At 59.0% G+C, this 15,976-nt stretch carries 13 protein-coding genes; 7 read left to right on the top strand and 6 right to left on the bottom strand.

All coding sequences use genetic code 11. The features are described 5' to 3' along the window. Positions 1-244 precede the first annotated feature (244 nt). From FHT79_RS08990 to FHT79_RS08960, 7 genes are all read left to right on the top strand, one after another. Entirely contained in the window at positions 245-937 is a 693-nt protein-coding gene (locus FHT79_RS08990) for a class I SAM-dependent methyltransferase (RefSeq protein WP_246713958.1), read from the top strand. Positions 938-1,108: 171 nt separating this feature from the next. Continuing rightward, complete coding sequence (locus FHT79_RS08985) at positions 1,109-1,534, top strand: helix-turn-helix transcriptional regulator (RefSeq protein WP_028758131.1); 426 nt, start codon at positions 1,109-1,111, stop codon at positions 1,532-1,534. Between the two features lie 9 nt (positions 1,535-1,543). After that, positions 1,544-3,388 carry a peptide antibiotic resistance protein gene (locus FHT79_RS08980; RefSeq protein WP_028758130.1) on the top strand — a complete coding sequence of 615 codons (1,845 nt, stop codon included), beginning with the start codon at positions 1,544-1,546 and terminating at the stop codon, positions 3,386-3,388. A 20-nt stretch (positions 3,389-3,408) separates the two neighbouring features. Then, positions 3,409-3,621, top strand: coding sequence for a hypothetical protein (locus FHT79_RS08975; RefSeq protein WP_028758129.1), 213 nt, complete (start codon positions 3,409-3,411; stop codon positions 3,619-3,621). A 42-nt stretch (positions 3,622-3,663) separates the two neighbouring features. Continuing rightward, positions 3,664-4,836, top strand: coding sequence for a YcaO-like family protein (locus tag FHT79_RS08970; protein ID WP_028758128.1), 1,173 nt, complete (start codon positions 3,664-3,666; stop codon positions 4,834-4,836). Next, on the top strand, positions 4,833-5,540 hold the full coding sequence (locus FHT79_RS08965) for a TfuA-like protein (RefSeq protein WP_028758127.1): 708 nt from the start codon (positions 4,833-4,835) through the stop codon (positions 5,538-5,540). The genes FHT79_RS08970 and FHT79_RS08965 overlap by 4 nt, the downstream gene beginning before the upstream one ends. A 102-nt stretch (positions 5,541-5,642) precedes the next feature. Continuing rightward, on the top strand, positions 5,643-5,891 hold the full coding sequence (locus tag FHT79_RS08960) for a hypothetical protein (protein ID WP_028758126.1): 249 nt from the start codon (positions 5,643-5,645) through the stop codon (positions 5,889-5,891). A gap of 408 nt (positions 5,892-6,299) precedes the next feature. Here the strand turns inward: FHT79_RS08960 and FHT79_RS08955 are convergent, their stop codons facing one another. From FHT79_RS08955 to FHT79_RS08930, 6 genes are all read right to left on the bottom strand, one after another. Continuing rightward, entirely contained in the window at positions 6,300-6,506 is a 207-nt protein-coding gene (locus FHT79_RS08955; RefSeq protein ID WP_028758125.1) for a hypothetical protein, read from the bottom strand. 1,290 nt (positions 6,507-7,796) lie between these two features. Further along, positions 7,797-8,921 (bottom strand): glycosyltransferase family 2 protein, encoded by a 1,125-nt coding sequence (locus tag FHT79_RS08950; protein WP_183903277.1) that lies wholly within the window; start codon positions 8,919-8,921, stop codon positions 7,797-7,799. Further along, the gene (locus FHT79_RS08945; protein ID WP_028758123.1) at positions 8,918-10,669 is read right to left on the bottom strand and encodes an ABC transporter ATP-binding protein; all 1,752 of its coding nucleotides are present in this window, start codon (positions 10,667-10,669) and stop codon (positions 8,918-8,920) included. The genes FHT79_RS08950 and FHT79_RS08945 overlap by 4 nt, the downstream gene beginning before the upstream one ends. After that, positions 10,662-11,735: a glycosyltransferase family 2 protein gene (locus FHT79_RS08940; RefSeq protein WP_028758122.1), complete on the bottom strand. Its 1,074-nt coding sequence runs from the start codon at positions 11,733-11,735 to the stop codon at positions 10,662-10,664. The genes FHT79_RS08945 and FHT79_RS08940 overlap by 8 nt, the downstream gene beginning before the upstream one ends. Positions 11,736-11,737: 2 nt before the next feature. Continuing rightward, on the bottom strand, positions 11,738-14,740 hold the full coding sequence (locus tag FHT79_RS08935; protein WP_028758121.1) for a trifunctional glycosyltransferase/class I SAM-dependent methyltransferase/polysaccharide deacetylase: 3,003 nt from the start codon (positions 14,738-14,740) through the stop codon (positions 11,738-11,740). After that, complete coding sequence (locus FHT79_RS08930) at positions 14,734-15,954, bottom strand: glycosyltransferase (RefSeq protein ID WP_183903324.1); 1,221 nt, start codon at positions 15,952-15,954, stop codon at positions 14,734-14,736. Before FHT79_RS08930 ends, FHT79_RS08935 begins: the two co-directional genes overlap by 7 nt. Positions 15,955-15,976 lie beyond the last annotated feature (22 nt).

The following is a 15,976-nucleotide window of genomic DNA, read 5'->3' as shown; positions in this document are numbered from 1 at the left end:
GCGTTATTTCGGATGTTGGGCGTTTATTTATGTATAACCTAGTTTAGGTAAATATTACTTATAATTGTTTTTGCCTATTCTGCGTTGTAAATTCCTTTATCGCGTATAGGTTTTGTTTTTTATTATAAAGCTTTAGATTATAATTTGACTATTATTATTGTCTGTCGGTTGCTGGTCAGGTTTAATCAAATTTTCGACGTATTCCTGGATAGGGTCTGCCGCGCAATCGCCGAGGGGGAGGGGCATGTCCGTCGAGCTAGACGCAACCACCTATATTCACGCCAAGCCGACAACCGCGCATTCCTACATCTTGCCTTCCGTGCTCGACGTGCTGGAGAGCCATTTCGAAGGTTCTGCAGAAAACGACGTCTTTGATTTGGGATGTGGCACCGGCGGCGCAGCAGCGGCTCTTGCGCGACATGGGTATTATGTCGTCGGCGTCGATCCTTCCAGCGACGGCATCGCCAAGGCCAATGTCAATTATCCCGACCTGCCGTTGAATGTCGGCTCGGCCTATGACGACCTTTCCAGGGAATATGGCACATTCAATGCCCTGATCAGCCTTGAGGTGGTGGAGCATGTCTACGATCCGAAGGCATTCATCTCGACGGTGTACGATCTCGTGAAGCCGGGCGGTATCGCAGTCATGTCGACGCCCTATCATGGTTACCTGAAGAATCTTGCCCTGGCTGCGCTGGGGAAAATGGACGACCATTTCATGCCGTTGAAGGAACATGGTGATATCAAGTTCTGGTCGAAAAGCACATTGAGCACGCTGCTGCTGGATGCCGGCTTCGACAATATTCGTTTTAAATATGTCGGAAGGATTCCTGTTTTCGCCAAGTCGATGATCGCCGTCGCTCAAAAACCTCTTTGGCGGCGGCGTCGCAGTGGCGCATCTCCCAGAGAGCATTCGTTCCCGCGAAATGGGCGATAGAGCGCAGCGCATATCCGCGCCAAGCGGCGCCCGCTGTAATAATCCACAGGTTGTTTTTTACTGTGTGTGATGCTGAAAAAAATCCTTACGAAATATTTACTTTTAGTTGCATTCTTGTTTAAACTCTCCATTATACAGCTGGCATGCTGATAAAGCGGGAGACTTATTCACATGAAGGCTAAATCGCCGAATTCTATCGACGTCTATGTTGGCAATCGCGTGAGAGTTCGGCGAAAGACGCTCGGGATGACCCAGCACGGTTTGGCCGAACTTCTGGGCATTACCTTCCAGCAGATCCAGAAATACGAAAAGGGAACGAATAGAATCGGCGCCAGCCGTCTTCAGCGCATATCGGAGATTCTTCGCGTGCCCGTCGGCTTTTTCTTCGAGAACGGCGGCGCTGGACCGATCGAGGGCGAGACGAGCGAGTTGAACAAGTTTTTGTCCTCGAAGGAGGGGCTGGCGCTCAACAAGGCGTTCATCGCCATCGAGGACCCGAATATCAGGCAAAAGCTGGTAGCATTGGCCAAAAGCCTGGCGGTCGCGGGATTGACTGACATCGACGGTGAGTTGCAGGATCCGGTTGTGAACGGCTGAAGGTGCACCTTGCTTCATTTGCAGACGTTCGGCGATCTACGGTTGATCGACGCGAATGGCGACCCGGTTCGCTATCCGATCAAGGGCCTGTTGATGATGGCCCATCTCTACGCGGGTGCGAGCCATGAGCTCAGCCGGTATGAATTGGCGCAGTTTCTATGGAGCGATGTCGAAGCCGAACTGGCGCGGCTCAATCTGCGCAAACTGATTTCCCGCATCCGCGAGACGGACGGCGGGCGGGCCGAAATACCCTTCGATTTCACCGCCACCGCGGTTCGTCTCAACACGCAGGCGGTTTCCAGCGATCTGGATGTCTTTCGCACCGCCGGTCCGCCGCTGGAGCGGCTGAATGCGATCGCCGAACTGACCCAGCGCGGCTTCATCGGAAATATCAAACCAGCGACAAAGCTGATAGATACCTGGATGAGGGCGCAACGGGACGCTCAGGCGCTGCAACTGCGGCAAGCATTGCTGGATGCGCTGCCTGATGTAGAGAAGCCGGGCGCTGCGCGCATCATTTCGAGCGCCGCTCTGCAGATCCTCGAACGGGATCCGAACGACGAGCAGGTCCGAGCCTTGCTGCAACAGCTATCGGGCGGTTCATCGTTCGGCGAGAGATTGCCAAGCGGCAATGGCCCTGCAAGGGTCGAGGTGAAGCGCTCCGAGGCCGGTGGCGCGACCTCTGCCGATATCGAACGCATATCGCTGCCGCTGATCCTGCCTCGGCTGGTGTTGCTTCCTCCGACATCGAAACACGCAGATGCCGGGCTGGCGCTTGCAAGCGCCCTGATCGAAGACGTCACGATCGAACTCTGCGCGCTTCGAAACATTTCCATCGTTGCGCCGCATACGGCCGGACAAATCCGCCGGGATTCCGAGAAGGCGACCGTCGTCGCCCGCCATTCGATCGCCTATCTCCTGGATACGCGGTTCTCCGACGAAGGATTGTTCGCGCAGCTGATTTACTTCCCCACGGACGAGATCATCTGGGCCCATCGCTTTGCGATGACGCCTGATACGCTGCCGCGGCAGAGACGGCTGATCGCGCAGCAGTTGACCTTGTCGGTGGCCCGCGAACTGGCTGAAAAGGAGGAAGAGCGCTTACGCTTCGAAGCCAACCCTGAGGCCTATCACGCTTATCTCGTCGGCTCGAGCCTGATGAGCAAGCTAACATTGCCGCATATCCGCCGGGCACGGAAGGCTTTCAAGCAGTCGCTGTCGCATAAGGCGGATTTCTCTCCATCGTTTACCGGACTGGCGAGAACCTTCACCAGCGAATGGCTTGTGACGGCGCAGGGGAACAATGAGCTGCTGCATCTGGCAGAGCAGAATGCGCTTCGGGCGATCGAGCGGGATCCGGCATCGGCGGCGGGCCATCGCGAGCTTGGCGTCACCAAACTCTATCTCGGCGATGTCGATGCCAGCGTCGCCGCACTTCATCTGGCGGAGGAGCTCAGCCCGCATTTTGCCGACGTCATCTACAGCCATGCCGACACGCTCGTGCATGCATCCCGTCCGGGCGATGCGCTCGCCAAGATCCAGAGAGCGATTTCGCTCAATCCGATCGCGCCTGATGCCTATCTCTGGTGTGCTGCGGGAGCGAGCTTCTTTCTGGAACAGTACGAGGAGGCCATTGCCTATGTCGAGGCGATGAAAGACAAAGCGCCGGCCCATCGCATCGCTGCGGCCAGTTGCGCAATGATCGGCGATCGAAAACGGGCGCTCTTCCATCGGCAGCGCGCCGAGAGCATCAACCCGGTGTTCGACGTCGAGAAGTGGCTCGCCATCGTTCCCTTCAAGGAGCAATGGCAAAAGGAGCTTTATCGGGAGGGCCTGTTGAGGGCTGGTTTTTAACAATCACTTAGGGGCATTACATGGCAAAGGCAGTCATTATTGGAATACCCGGCGAAGCAGGTCTCTGGCTCGCCGACCTCGATGCGGGCACGGTCAAGCCTCTCAATCCGACGGGCGATTTGGCAACCGCAAACGGCCTGCGCAAAGCCGGCGGCACATTCGTAAAGAACGTCGACCTCGGCGTCGCCGTTTCGTCGGCGCAGGTCGCCCTTTCCGGTCACGTCGACGGCTGAGCCGGCATTCTGACGCACCGGTCGATATATTCCGACAGAAGCATGTCGCCGCGGGAAACTCTTTCCCGCGTCGAACCTCTTTTGGCCAGGTTCGGCATTACCAGGATCGCGCGACATACCGGGCTGGATGACACCGGAATCCCCGTCTGGTGCGCATACGCCCCGAATTCGCGGTCGATCGTGATTGCCCAGGGAAAGGGCCTGACCGATCTCGACGCCAAAGTATCCACCGTCATGGAGGCGCTCGAGCGGGCGGTTGCGGGCGAACCCTCCGTCGATCTCGTCCGCGGCACTGCTTCCCGTCTGCAGGCGATGGGGCACAAGGCCGAAACGCTGAACTGCCTGACCGCTCTTCATAAATCCGATCTCGGACCGGACGAGGAGACCGAATGGGTTGCCGGCGTCAATATCCTCACCGGCGATGAGGTTTATATCCCTTTTGAAGCGGTGGTGCTCGACCGGACACGCGACGCTCGATACTGGATGTCTTCGGACGGTCTGGCATCGGGAAACAATGTCGAGGAGGCAATCTTTCACGGCGTCCTTGAGCGTATCGAGCGTGATGCCCATGTGCTGTGGCAGGTGAGCGGGGAAGCGGATCGTTATGCCGGCTGCGTCGATCCCCGCGGCTTTGAGGATTGCGCCCTAGACGAGCTGATCGACAAGATCGAAGCATCGGGATTGGCACTGAGGCTCTTCGATATCACCAGCGATATCGGCATCCCCTGTTTCACCGCCATGCTGGGCCCGCGGGATATTGGCGGCGGCAGGGACATTCGCCTCGTCGAGGTGACCGGCGGCGCCGGCGCGCATCCGTCCCCCGTGCGCGCGGCCATTCGGGCGGTGACGGAGGCCGTGCAATCCCGGCTGACCTATATCAGCGGAGCCAGGGACGATATTACCCCTGCAACTTTCTCAAGATCGTTGCCGCCGCTGATGCGGCGGGCCTTCGATGCTGTTGCCGCACCGCCTGTTGCCGCCATTGGTAGCGGTGGGGAGGCCGGATCTCGGCAATGGGATCTGGCGCAGCTGCTGCAGCACGTGCTCGATGCGCTGCGACAGAGGCAGATCGCTTCGGTGATTGCCGTGCGCCTCAGCGATGAGGCGCTTCCCTTCAGTGTCGTCAAGGTTGTCATCCCCGAACTCGAAAGTCCGGAGGGCGCGCGCGCCCGGCGGTTTGGAACGCGGGCGCTTGCCAGGGCGATAGGCTTTTGAAGATCATTTTCGCAGGCCCCAGTCTTCCCGATGCGACGTCGCTGGCCGGCGAGGGGATCCGCGTCATGCCGCCTGCCACGCAAGGCGATGTCCTGGCTCAGGTGGAGCAGGGCGCCAATGTCATCGGCCTGATCGACGGCGGCTTCGAATATGCCGCGCCGGTCTGGCACAAGGAAATTCTCCATGCTCTTTCGCTGGGCGTCGCGGTTCTCGGGGCGGCAAGCATGGGCGCGTTGCGGGCTGCCGAATGCCATTCGTTCGGCATGGTCGGGATCGGTCGCATTTTCGACGATTATCGCAGTGGCCGGTTGGTTGACGATGCCGCCGTCGCACTTACGCACGCGCCAAGCGCGCTTGGCAGCAAGCCGCTGACGGTGCCCCTCGTCAATGTCAGCGCAACGCTCGATGCGATGGAGGATGGCGGACTGCTGGCAAGCGGGTTGCGCCGGGAGCTCGACGATGCCGCAGGCGCGATCTTTTTCAAGAAACGGACATGGCGGGCGATCGTCGAGCAATGCGCAGGGCTGACCGAACCGGATCGTCCGCGACTGTTGGCGGCCCTTCTGTCGAATGCCGTCGATCAAAAGCGCATCGATGCCTTGGCATTGCTGAAAGCCGTGCAGGAGGCCGGCGACAGTCGTTCGAATGCCGACCTGCCCTGGACACTGCACGAAACCCCGTTCCGGACACGCCCAGCATTGTGAATCGAAGATGACGATGGTCACCGGGGGTTGTGTCACGCTTTTTTCACGGGCTCGATCACGTTTGCGCGCGTATCATGCCTTCAATTCGTTGGAGAAATGGGCATGGGCGTGACATCGGTTGTCAAGATAGACGCAGACCAAGGGGCGGAAGACGGTCTGGAGGAGCTTGTCGCATTGGCGCGAATGATTGCCTATGCGCGACAGGTCGCTCAGGATGTCAAACTGCAATTCGCAACGAATTGCCTCGACCTGGCGCTTGAGGCCGTCAAGCAGGAGGTGGGGGAGGGTTTGACCAGGGAACTGGCTGAATTAAGTTCTCCGGTTCCGCAAGTGAGTGTGAGAAGTCATTAGTACGGCGCGTCCGATCGGACGGGCTGAAGAAACTCCACCGCTTTCAAACCCGCGCATAACCCCGAAAATCGGCTTCGATTTTCGGGGTTATTTTGTGCGCTTGCGCAATCGGGCAACCGTCAATCGAACGGATCCGCTTGTTTCAACCGCCGTGGGGCAACGCGCTGAAGCCGACGCCCGGTACGGGGCCATGCTTCGGCGCTTAATGTCGATTTTAGGTTGGGGAAGGCCGGCTCGTTTCCGGCCGCTGGCGCTTGGTTTAGAAGCTGTTCGATATCCATCTCACGGATGGCTTCGAAGCGAGGGGTAAGCGCCTTCGCTGACGTTGCCTCCCGGCAGGGAAGCGGCGGCGATTTCGGGTTTCACTTGTGCTCTGGACATCGGCCGCTTGCCGGCCGATCCCTGCTTTCAGTGGGTCAAATTGCGCTTCTGAGCCAGCAGCAAAATGTAATCGTCGGCAATGTCTGCGATGGCCATTGCCACTTCCGCCGGATCGCATCCGTCGACCTTGGTATTTGCAATGAACTGATAGACCGCCTTCTCGATCTGCTTCCGGCAGATCATCACGCGCTCATCGTAACCAAATTCCGGAATCTGCGATGCTATATCACTCATCAGGTCGGCTCCCTCACTACTTACAGTGACCATGACACAAATTATAAGTTGAGCAAGCAAATGCTTTATGAACGGTTAATTCGCTGCCGAGGTGAGACCATTTCGACACAGGTTAAGCATGTCGTCGAGGATCCGGCGTATTGAAACAGGGATTTTCGACTACGCTCGGGCATATCTATTGTTTCGTTTCGGGACACTCGCCAAAGACGGCCGATGCTTCCTACGTCGCGGATTTTGCGTCGGTATTTCAAGCGGCGAGGGCGAGCCCATATGCCGACGTTCGAAATGATAGAGCGAATGTTGCTGGCCGGGTTTGTCGGTTCAACCCGCGGAAATCTATTAAAAATCTATATTTATCAATATGTTACTTTCTGCTTGGCCGTGTGGCTTTGTATCGGCAAGTTTCCGAGGCGCGGCCATCCCCGAATTTTGGACCATCGGCTGTCGTAACCTCACCAGTAATACCGGCAGGTTGCGGGGGATGTTGAGAATTCGGAGCGGACATCGCTTTCGGCAGATTTTCCGGTTCCAAAGAAAAGCTAAAGCCGACATCGTGAACATTAAATGTACGGAATAGACTGAGATGGTCAATTTACCAAAACAAATCAAATTTTATCAAAAGGTAAAATTATGATTTCAAATAATGGTTGTATTTAAGTATCAATTGCAAAACGATATATAGCTTCTATTGCAATAGTCTCAGGATGCATTGTTCTTGATGGGTTTGCGATACTTATAAAATTCTATCTGGTGATGATATCAGATTGATGAAGACTGTTTCGCCTCCGAAAATATCCTGAGATCGATTGGGGCCTTAGCTAAAATATCGACCAAGGAGAGCCGGCGCTTCGGCATTTGCCGCTGCGGGAGTTTCGCGTCGGGCCGATCTCAATGGGGCAATATCGTCACCCCCCACTCCGATCCACGGGCTTTGATGCAGCGATAACAGTGATCGTATTTGCGGCAACCTGCCATCAGGCAAAGTTGAGGACCCGTCGGGGTGGATGACGGGTCCTCCGGTAGGAATGTTTGCACAGTGCGCTGCTATGATTACAGTTAAATTTGATATTGTCACAGATCATTATTGGGATGATTGTTATTTTTGTAGATTAATTGTCTTTTTCTGGCGGTTATTCTGTTTTGATATCGATTTTTTGGATGTGTAATGACGAGATATTCAGAGGATGGTAGAAGTGTTATTTGTCAAAGCTTTAGACATTTGACAACGCTCGATCCTTTGGCGCGATATGGGCGCAGAGCTAAAGGCGCCAGAGCTAATAGCCGACAGGCTCAGGCGTCCTGCGGCGAGGTCGCCGGCGAGGATTCACCAGACCGGTCGATCTCCGACAAGCGGCTGAGCAATGCCTTGGTTCTAAAGCGCGACCAGCCGCCAACCAGTGGGATAAGCGGGTCTATCTCTTCGAATTTTCCGAAATTCTTTTGCTTTGGTTGCCTGGCCGGCCAGGCTTTGGACAAGACCCTGTGTGCGGCCCTGTTGGCTTTTGACAGAATCAATTTGGCTATGATGCCAGAAGCAAGCAGTGGGCTATGATGATAAATCTGTTTGAGCGAGGCAGCGGCGCTCGGCCAATCTTTCAACGCGGCAAATTTTGAAAATGCATAAAGATGCGCCGATGCGCGGGCGCAGCTGACGACAAAGGCCGGAAGTGTCGGATTTCGGGCAATACACTGTTCGCTCACAGCGAGAAGGGATCGCGCCATGCGCGATCTATCGGCGGACATGGCTTCGGAGTGAACACGATATCCCACCAGCCCCAACGGCACCGTCTCGATCTTGAAATGCTCGGCGGTGCGAAGTTCGAAATCGAAATCCTCGCACCCTCCGATCCCCTGTCTTGCATAACTTGGATCGTAGCCTCCGATCGTGTCGACGACGGCCCGGCGAACCATGAAGCCGCTGCCATTGCCGACGAAGCGGAATACGAGATGACGGCTCAGAATGGAATCCCGGGCGCTCAGCGACGAGCCGGATTTCGTGCAATATCCCTCAGGATCAATGAAGCGGTGCAGAGAATAGACCGCGCCCCAGCTGTCCGGCAGGCGATAGAGCGCCGAAAGCATTCTTTCGATATAGGTCGGATGCCAGATGTCATCGGCATCGAGGAAAGCGATATAAGGGGAGTTCGATGCCTGGATCCCGGTGTTGCGGGCGGCAGCGACGCCGTGGTTTTCCGTCGACAGAATCCGGATCCTTGCATCTCCATCGGCGAAGCGGCGGCAGATGGAAGCGGTGTCATCCGTCGAACCGTCGTCGATGATGACGATCTCCAGCGCCTTGTGGGTCTGGTCGACGACCGACCGCAGCGTCTCGGCAAGGTAGGAGCTGGCGTTATAGGCAGGAACGATCACCGCCACTGGAATGTTGGATGTGGTTGGCATCTCCATCACCGTCACCCGAGCTTGGATGTGAGTGCGGGCGGACGCAGATCGATCCGGTTCTTCATCAGCCTGGCCACAGCCGGCCGATGGCTGACGACGATCAGCGTTCTGCCCGCGTCTTCTTTCATCGCCGAAAATACCCGCATCTCGGTGTCTTCGTCGAGCGCGCTCGTGGCCTCGTCCAAAAGCAGGATCTGGGGCCGGCCGGCGAGCGCGCGCGCCAGGCCGATGCGCTGCCTCTGTCCGCCCGAAAGCCGGATCGCCTCGTCGCCCAGCCATTCGTCGAAGCCATAGGGCAGATCTTCGATGAACTCCGTGGCGCACGCCACATCGGCGGCCCAGCGGATATCCTCCTCCGGGATATCGCGACGAAACCGGATGTTGTCGAGGACTGTACCCTCCATCAGCTCGACGTCCTGGCCGGATACGGAGAGCAGTTGCAGCCAGCTGGAGCGGTCGATGCTTGTCAGATCCCGGCCGTCGACCGTGATCACGCCTTGGGTCGGCCGGTTGAGATCGAGGATCATGTTGAGGATGGTCGTCTTGCCGGAGCCGCTTGGCCCGGTCAGAGCCGTCGTCTCGCCTGCCCTGATCGCAAAGCTCAGATCGTGAACCGCTGGCGCGTTCGAGCGCTCGTAGGCGAAGGACACATTGTGAAAGACGATCGCCTCGGCCAGGCGGGTGACCTTCTCCCCTTGCGCGGTCTGCTTGATGTCATCCTTTTCGGCAAGCAGCGCCAGGACGTTCTGCAGCGACGCTTCCATCTCGTAAAGGCTGAGGATCTGCGAGTCGAATCCCTTGATATGCGGCTGAAGCCGATAAAGCAGGATGGTGGCCGAGAGCGCTGCCTTGAAATCGACCGGCAGGAATTCCGAGGACAGGATGATCGTCAGAATGACCCCGAAGGTCAGGATTTCGCTCAGAAGCGAGGTCGTCGCTCCCATCCAGTCCGACCGGCGCCAGGTCTGGCCGACGTCTCTCGAAAGCGTCTCGAAGAGCTGCTGGTGGCGCTTCTCCAGGCCGAAGCTCTTGACTGCCTTCAATGTCTGCAGGGTTGTCCAGCTCAACTGCGTCAAGGCTTCGACTGCGGCCAGGGCGGAGGTGCCGAGACGGCGGTAGGCGCCGGCGAAGAACCCCAGTACGAAATTATGGATGAAGCCGAAGGCCAGCCCGAGCAAGGCGATCGGCCAAGCCATGACCAGCATGCCGACGCCGAAGATCACGATCGTGCCGAAATTGACCCCCAGTCGGACGAGGCTGGCGTGGGCAGACGACACCGCGTAGGATTCGGTGGCGATGACATTGATCAGGTCGCTGCGCTCATAGTCCTGAAAGCGCTGGAACGGCATGGTCAGGACCTTGGCGTAGAGGCGGTCCCGCATGCTGTCGCTGATCCGATGGTTGACCGCGCTTGCAATGAGCGAATTGGCGCATCCGAGAAGAATCCGGAACAGGATCGAGCTGATGAGGATGCCGATCAGCACAGGCTTGGAAAGACTGAGGTCGATGCCGCCGAAAAACGCCGGAAGCCATGCGACGGCGCTGCCGGCAACCGGGCCTTCCTGCCCGAGAAGAAAGACGAGGCTAACCAGAAAGGTGATCCCGACCATTTCCGAGAAGCCCGTGAGGATGCCCAGGACGATCATCACCGTCATCTTCAGCCGCAACGAGGGAACGAGTTGGCGAAGCTCACGGAACCGGGCCGCGACCACCAGATAAGCGCCTGTCGGTTTAGCGGAAGCTGGTTTTCGAAACCTATTCATGGCCGGCCGTCCGCGAAGAGGTCGGGCTGATCGCCTGCTCGGCAGGCATGGCCGAGAAACGATCGCTGAATGCCGTTCCGATTTGCGGAATCTCCGCGGCGAAGTGCTTCTTTTGCCGGGCTGGCTTTCCGAGAACATGCCTTGCCATCCGCATGCCCTGGCGTTTCGTCTGGCGCCAGCCCTGCTTGATGCCATGAAGGGTCAGCTGCGGGATGTATTTTTTTGCCATCATCGGCGCCAGCTTGCTGAGCTGCGCGTAATCGGCTTGGAAAAACGCCTTGTTGAAATACCAGTGCGCCGTGTGGAATTGGGCTGCCCGGACATCCCGCGCAAGCTGCGGATAACGCGCGATGATCGGGGCCATGACCAGGTTATGGGACTTCAGCATCCGATAGGCGTTGCTGGACATGTTGCCCCTGGTGAAGCGATAGCCTGTGAGGAAATCGGGAACCAAGGCGAAGGGCAGGATCTCGGCGAGCGCCAGATAAAGCTTCAGATCCTCACAGCCTTCGGCGCCATTGTCGCGCAGGCCGGCGTCATAGCCGCCGCAGCGAAGGATCTCCGCCCGCGGCATCAAGGGGGTGCTGCCATTGCCGATGAAGTTTTCCCGCAGCAGCGGCTCGAAGATATTTCCTTGATGCATGACCGGTCGTGAATGGCCGAAGATGATGCCGTTCTCGTCGATCGCCGCATACCAATTGTAGGCGACCCCGTGTCCGCCGGGCAATGTCCTCAGCGCCTGAAGCTGGCGCTCGATCTTCTCAGGGTGCCACACATCATCGGCGTCGACGGGAGCGATATAGGGGCCGCGTGCCTCTCTTATGCCGTGGTTGCGCGCGCGTGCAACCCCGCCATTGTCCTGGCGCAGAACCCGGATACGGCGGTCGCTCAGGCCATAATCGCTCGCAAGTTCGAAGGTCCCATCCCGCGATCCGTCGTCGACCACCAGGATTTCGAGCTTGTCGTAGGACTGGGCAGAGACGCTTCGCAATGTTTCGGCAAGCGTCCTCTCGGCATTGTAAGCCGGTATGACGACGGTGATGAGAGGGGCGGCTGCGCCTGATATTGTCATCCGATAAAGGCTCCCGGCAGGCCAATAAGCTCAGGGAAGGCTTCGAGCGGATGATCGCCGCGCACTTCGAGGCGCGGCAGACCGAAGATATTGTCGGAAAAGCCGGCCTTATCCGGCCGTGTTGTGAAGCCGACCCCGTAGCCGGAAAGCGCCAGAATGCCCGGGACCCTGAAGTCCGTCGCGCCGTAGGGCAGCGCGATGGAGTCGACCGGGGCGCCCAGCCGGTTCCGCAGCACATTGCGCGACAGCATGGCTTCGGCGAGCAGGGCTTCATTGTCCAGCGCAGTGGCCGGTGTGTGGGATGCGAGATGGGAACCGAAGCTGATGCCCTTTTGGTGCAACTCCTGAATCTGCGACCACGACATCAGGGCCGCGGGCTCTCCATAGGCGGAATCCCAGTCCGACCGGCCGCCGACTTTATCGGTCACGACGAACACCTCGGCGCTGAAGCCATTCTCGGCCAGGATCGGGAAGGCGTCCGTCAGGAAATCCAGATAGGCGTCGTCGAAGGTCAGCATGACCGGCCGGCCCTGGATCGGCTTGCCGCTGCGCAAAAGCTCCGCCAGGGTCTGCGCCGTCACGGTGTAATAACCCTGGCGCCGAAGGAACTGCATCTGCTTGCGGAAGATATCAGGCGAGGTGCGGAAGCGCCGGAGTGCGGCGGGGCCATCCCGTGCGATCCGGTGATACATCAGGATGGGAACCGAGGTCGTGACCTCCGTCGTCCATGCCGCTTCGCGGTCGACGCCGTCAGGCCCCCAGATGATGTGTTTTGCCACATCCGCATCCAATGGGGTTCCATGCCCCTCGCTGCGTAGGACAGCCGCGGCAACAGGGCCTTTTCGGAACCTGTGGATGGCATAGAGTTCGGTCTCGATCGTCTCTTCCAGGGCCATCCCGGGTTGCGCGGCCAACACCTGCCGGATCGTCCCGACACCGAAAGGATTGCCCCAGTCGAAACCCGTCCGGTTGGGTTCGTCGCGGCGGATATGCGCATGGGCGGTGATGAGGTAGCCGTTCGCCTTCAGCGCGGCCGCCATCTTCCGGCAGGCAGCCGCGAGCATCTCCTCATCCTTCATGTAATACAGCACTTCGGAGCAGACGATGAGATCCTGTTCGGGCGGAAGATCCTGTCTGACGAAATCGAGAACGCGAAGCTCGATATTGCGATGGTCGCGACACCGCTCCACCGCCCTGTCGATCGCCCGCTGGGAAATATCGGTGGCCGTCAGCCGGCCGACCTTTTGCGCCAGCTTTTCGGTGAAAATCCCCTCGGCGCAGGCCAGCTCCAGCACCTTCTCGATCCCTTCCGGGATCAGGCTCAGCGTCTGCGTATATTTCACCTGCTCGTAGACCGAGACGTAGTTCCACGGATCCGGTCGTTCGAAGATATGCTCCCAGTATTCCTCCTCCGAGTGAACGGCAGGAGCTGCCTTTTCTTCCTCTGGGCGCGGCCCGGAGGGGTTTAGGGGGCGTGGCGCCGGGTCGCGCTGGAGGGTCCGCAGGCTGTCGGAGAGCCGTGCATCATTGTCATCGCTGTCGCTTGGCGCAGAGGCAAGGAGAGCTTTGCGCCCAAGGCCCACCATCAGTCTTTCCAGGCGGCCGCGCCGCCGGCCGTGCCGGATGATGATCCCGCCGAAGGCTCGGTATCCGCGCAGCGCCTCCCTCGTCCAGGAACCGATATAGGCGAGCGTCGGCGGCGTCTGCAGATGCTCGCCTGCCTGCATCTCCTGCATGATCAGCCGGATCTGCGCCCGGATCGAAAGATCGCCCCAGAGCGGCCCGACAAAGGTGCCGACATGCTGTCCGCCCGAGAAAGCGTGCATGACGAGCGTATCGGCCTGCTCGGCCTTGAGGATCCTGGAAAGCGCGCCCAGCTCGACGCTGACGACTTGGACATTGCCGAGCGTGAAAGATCGCAGGAGATTCGCGGCAGATAGCTGCCAAGCGACGTTCTCCACGATCTTCCGCCCGGTGCCGGGGAAGGAATGCCGCTGGATCAGCTCGATGAGCGAAAGAAAAGTCGGTCGCCATGTGTCGAGTGCATCGATGAGATCGTCGGCCCGATCGGAAAACACTCCCGTCTGCAATCCGTGCATGATCACGTCGACAAGAAAGCCCTCATAGCCCGTGGCATCAGGCATGTCAGGCAGCAGTGCGCCAAGGGCCGCGACATCCAAGGTCGGATCGAGCTTGGCTGCGACGACCCAGGCGAGCATGCGCAGCTGGCTGACGGCGGGCGGGATCCAGCCTGTCTGCGGCCCCTCGGCCGACAAGCCCTGCTGCCTCAGAAGCGCTTGCGCCTTCGTCGTCACGCGAACGGCGTCACGCACCATTTTGACCGGATCGCCGGAGAGCGAGCCGGCCTTCATGCGATAGAAAGCCAGGCACGTGTCGACCCGGCGAAATTCTGCGCCTGCAAAGGCCATGCGCAGCCAGAGATCCCAGTCCTCGCCGGTCTGCAGGGTCTCATCCATGCCTCCCAGCTGCTCGAAAAGGCTTTTGGGAAAGACAACCGTATGGATGGCAAGCGCGCAGAAGGAGGAGAACTCGCGCTTGGCGGCGTCTCCCGCCAGGGCGGGGGGCTGCTCCACCCGCAACAGCCTGCCGTCCGGGGCGACCCGGCGGTAGGCGCAATAGGCGATGACAGGCGGGGAGGCATCCTCTGCCACAGGCAGCATGCTTTCGATGAAGGTCGGATCCAGCCAGTCGTCGGCATCCAGCATGCAGAGCAGGGGCGCCGCCGCCAGGTGTGCGGCATGATTTCGCGCCGCGGCCGCACCGGCATTCGGCTGGCGGGCGGGTAGAATGCGGCTGTCTTTTCCTGCGATGGCCTCGAGAACCTCCCAGGTCCGGTCGCTCGAACCGTCATCGACGACGACGGCCTGCCAGTTCGAGCGTGCCTGTTGCTGCAGGCTGGCAAGACATTCGGCAAGCGTATCGTCTGCATTATAGGCAGGAATGAGGAATGAGATCTCAGGTGTCGCAGCACTCACCATGCAGGCATCTTCCATCGTCGCAGAACATAGAAAGCGCCATTCACGCTGCCGAGCATCTCCTGCTTCAGGAAAAAGTCGTTCGATGTCGCGCCTTTGCGAAATCGTTTCCTTAGCCTTCCGGCATAATATTTCGGAAAGGAGATGAGGATGCGCCTGAGATTGCCGTTATGTCCGGTGTTCTGATACTGGACCAGCAGGGCTGCGACATGGCCGCTCATATATTGGTGGATCTGCCTGGCCAGTCCCTTCATGTCCTTGCGGTGAAAGTGCCAGGCCACAGCCGTCGGCTCGTAGCGGCAGACGTGGCCATGGTGGAGCAGCCGGTTCCAGTATTCGGAATCGCCCGAGCAGCCAGCAGCGCCCATGTCGAGACGGACATCGAACAGGCCGATCTCATCGAAGACCTTGCGGCGGAAGGCCTGGCTTGCGCCGGCGCCGATCGTCCAGACCGGAGCGCCGTAACGCGTGTCCCTGGTATAGAAATCCTGATTGAAGTCCTGCCTGAGATAGCCCCGGCCGAAGCTCCAATGCTTTTCGAAGATGAACTGTGCCGGCGTTGCCAGTTCTCCGGGAAGGACCAATCCCGTCACGCAGGCGATCTCAGGCAGATCGAACCCCTTCATCAGGTTCTCCAGCCATCGCTGGTGGAGAACGACGTCGTCGTCGGTAAAGGCGACGAATTCGGTTCTCGCCGCCCGAACCGCCGCATTGCGGGCATAATCCAGCCCGACCCGGTCCTCACGGACATAGGTGGCGCCCGCTTCCTCCACGACGCGGCGCGTCGCATCGCCTGCTGAGGCATTATCCACCACGATGATCTCGACCGGCTGAAGCGACTGTTCGGGGATCGAGGCCAGGCACCGGCGCAGTTCCTCCGGCCGGTCCTTGGTGCAGATCAGAATGCTGACGTCGCGGTTGCGCACAGGGGTTTGCGCAACGTGACGCGCATGCTCGAGCGTCTCGCGTCGTACGACACGCTCGGCGAGTGCCGCCGCCGTCTCGGGCCTTTCGATATAGGCTTGTCCGACGGGAAGACCATCCGACAGAAAGACCACGAGCCCATCGGAGACCAAAGGCGAAGCGGCATCGAGGTGAGACGTGGCGAGATCAAGATAGTGGATCGGTACGGGAAAACTTATATCCTTCAGATCGGACGGAATGGGTTCTCGCATCGTCACTCTCTCAATCGCCCCGTGAACATACGCCACATGCAGCCGGGGCGCGAGTCTCGAAAGT

The organism is Rhizobium sp. BK212, from assembly GCF_014197475.1.
In the GTDB taxonomy this organism is placed as follows: Bacteria; Pseudomonadota; Alphaproteobacteria; order Rhizobiales; family Rhizobiaceae; genus Rhizobium; species Rhizobium anhuiense.
The sequence above is the reverse complement of the archived record's forward strand: the minus strand, read 5'-3'. Positions and strand labels throughout refer to the sequence as shown.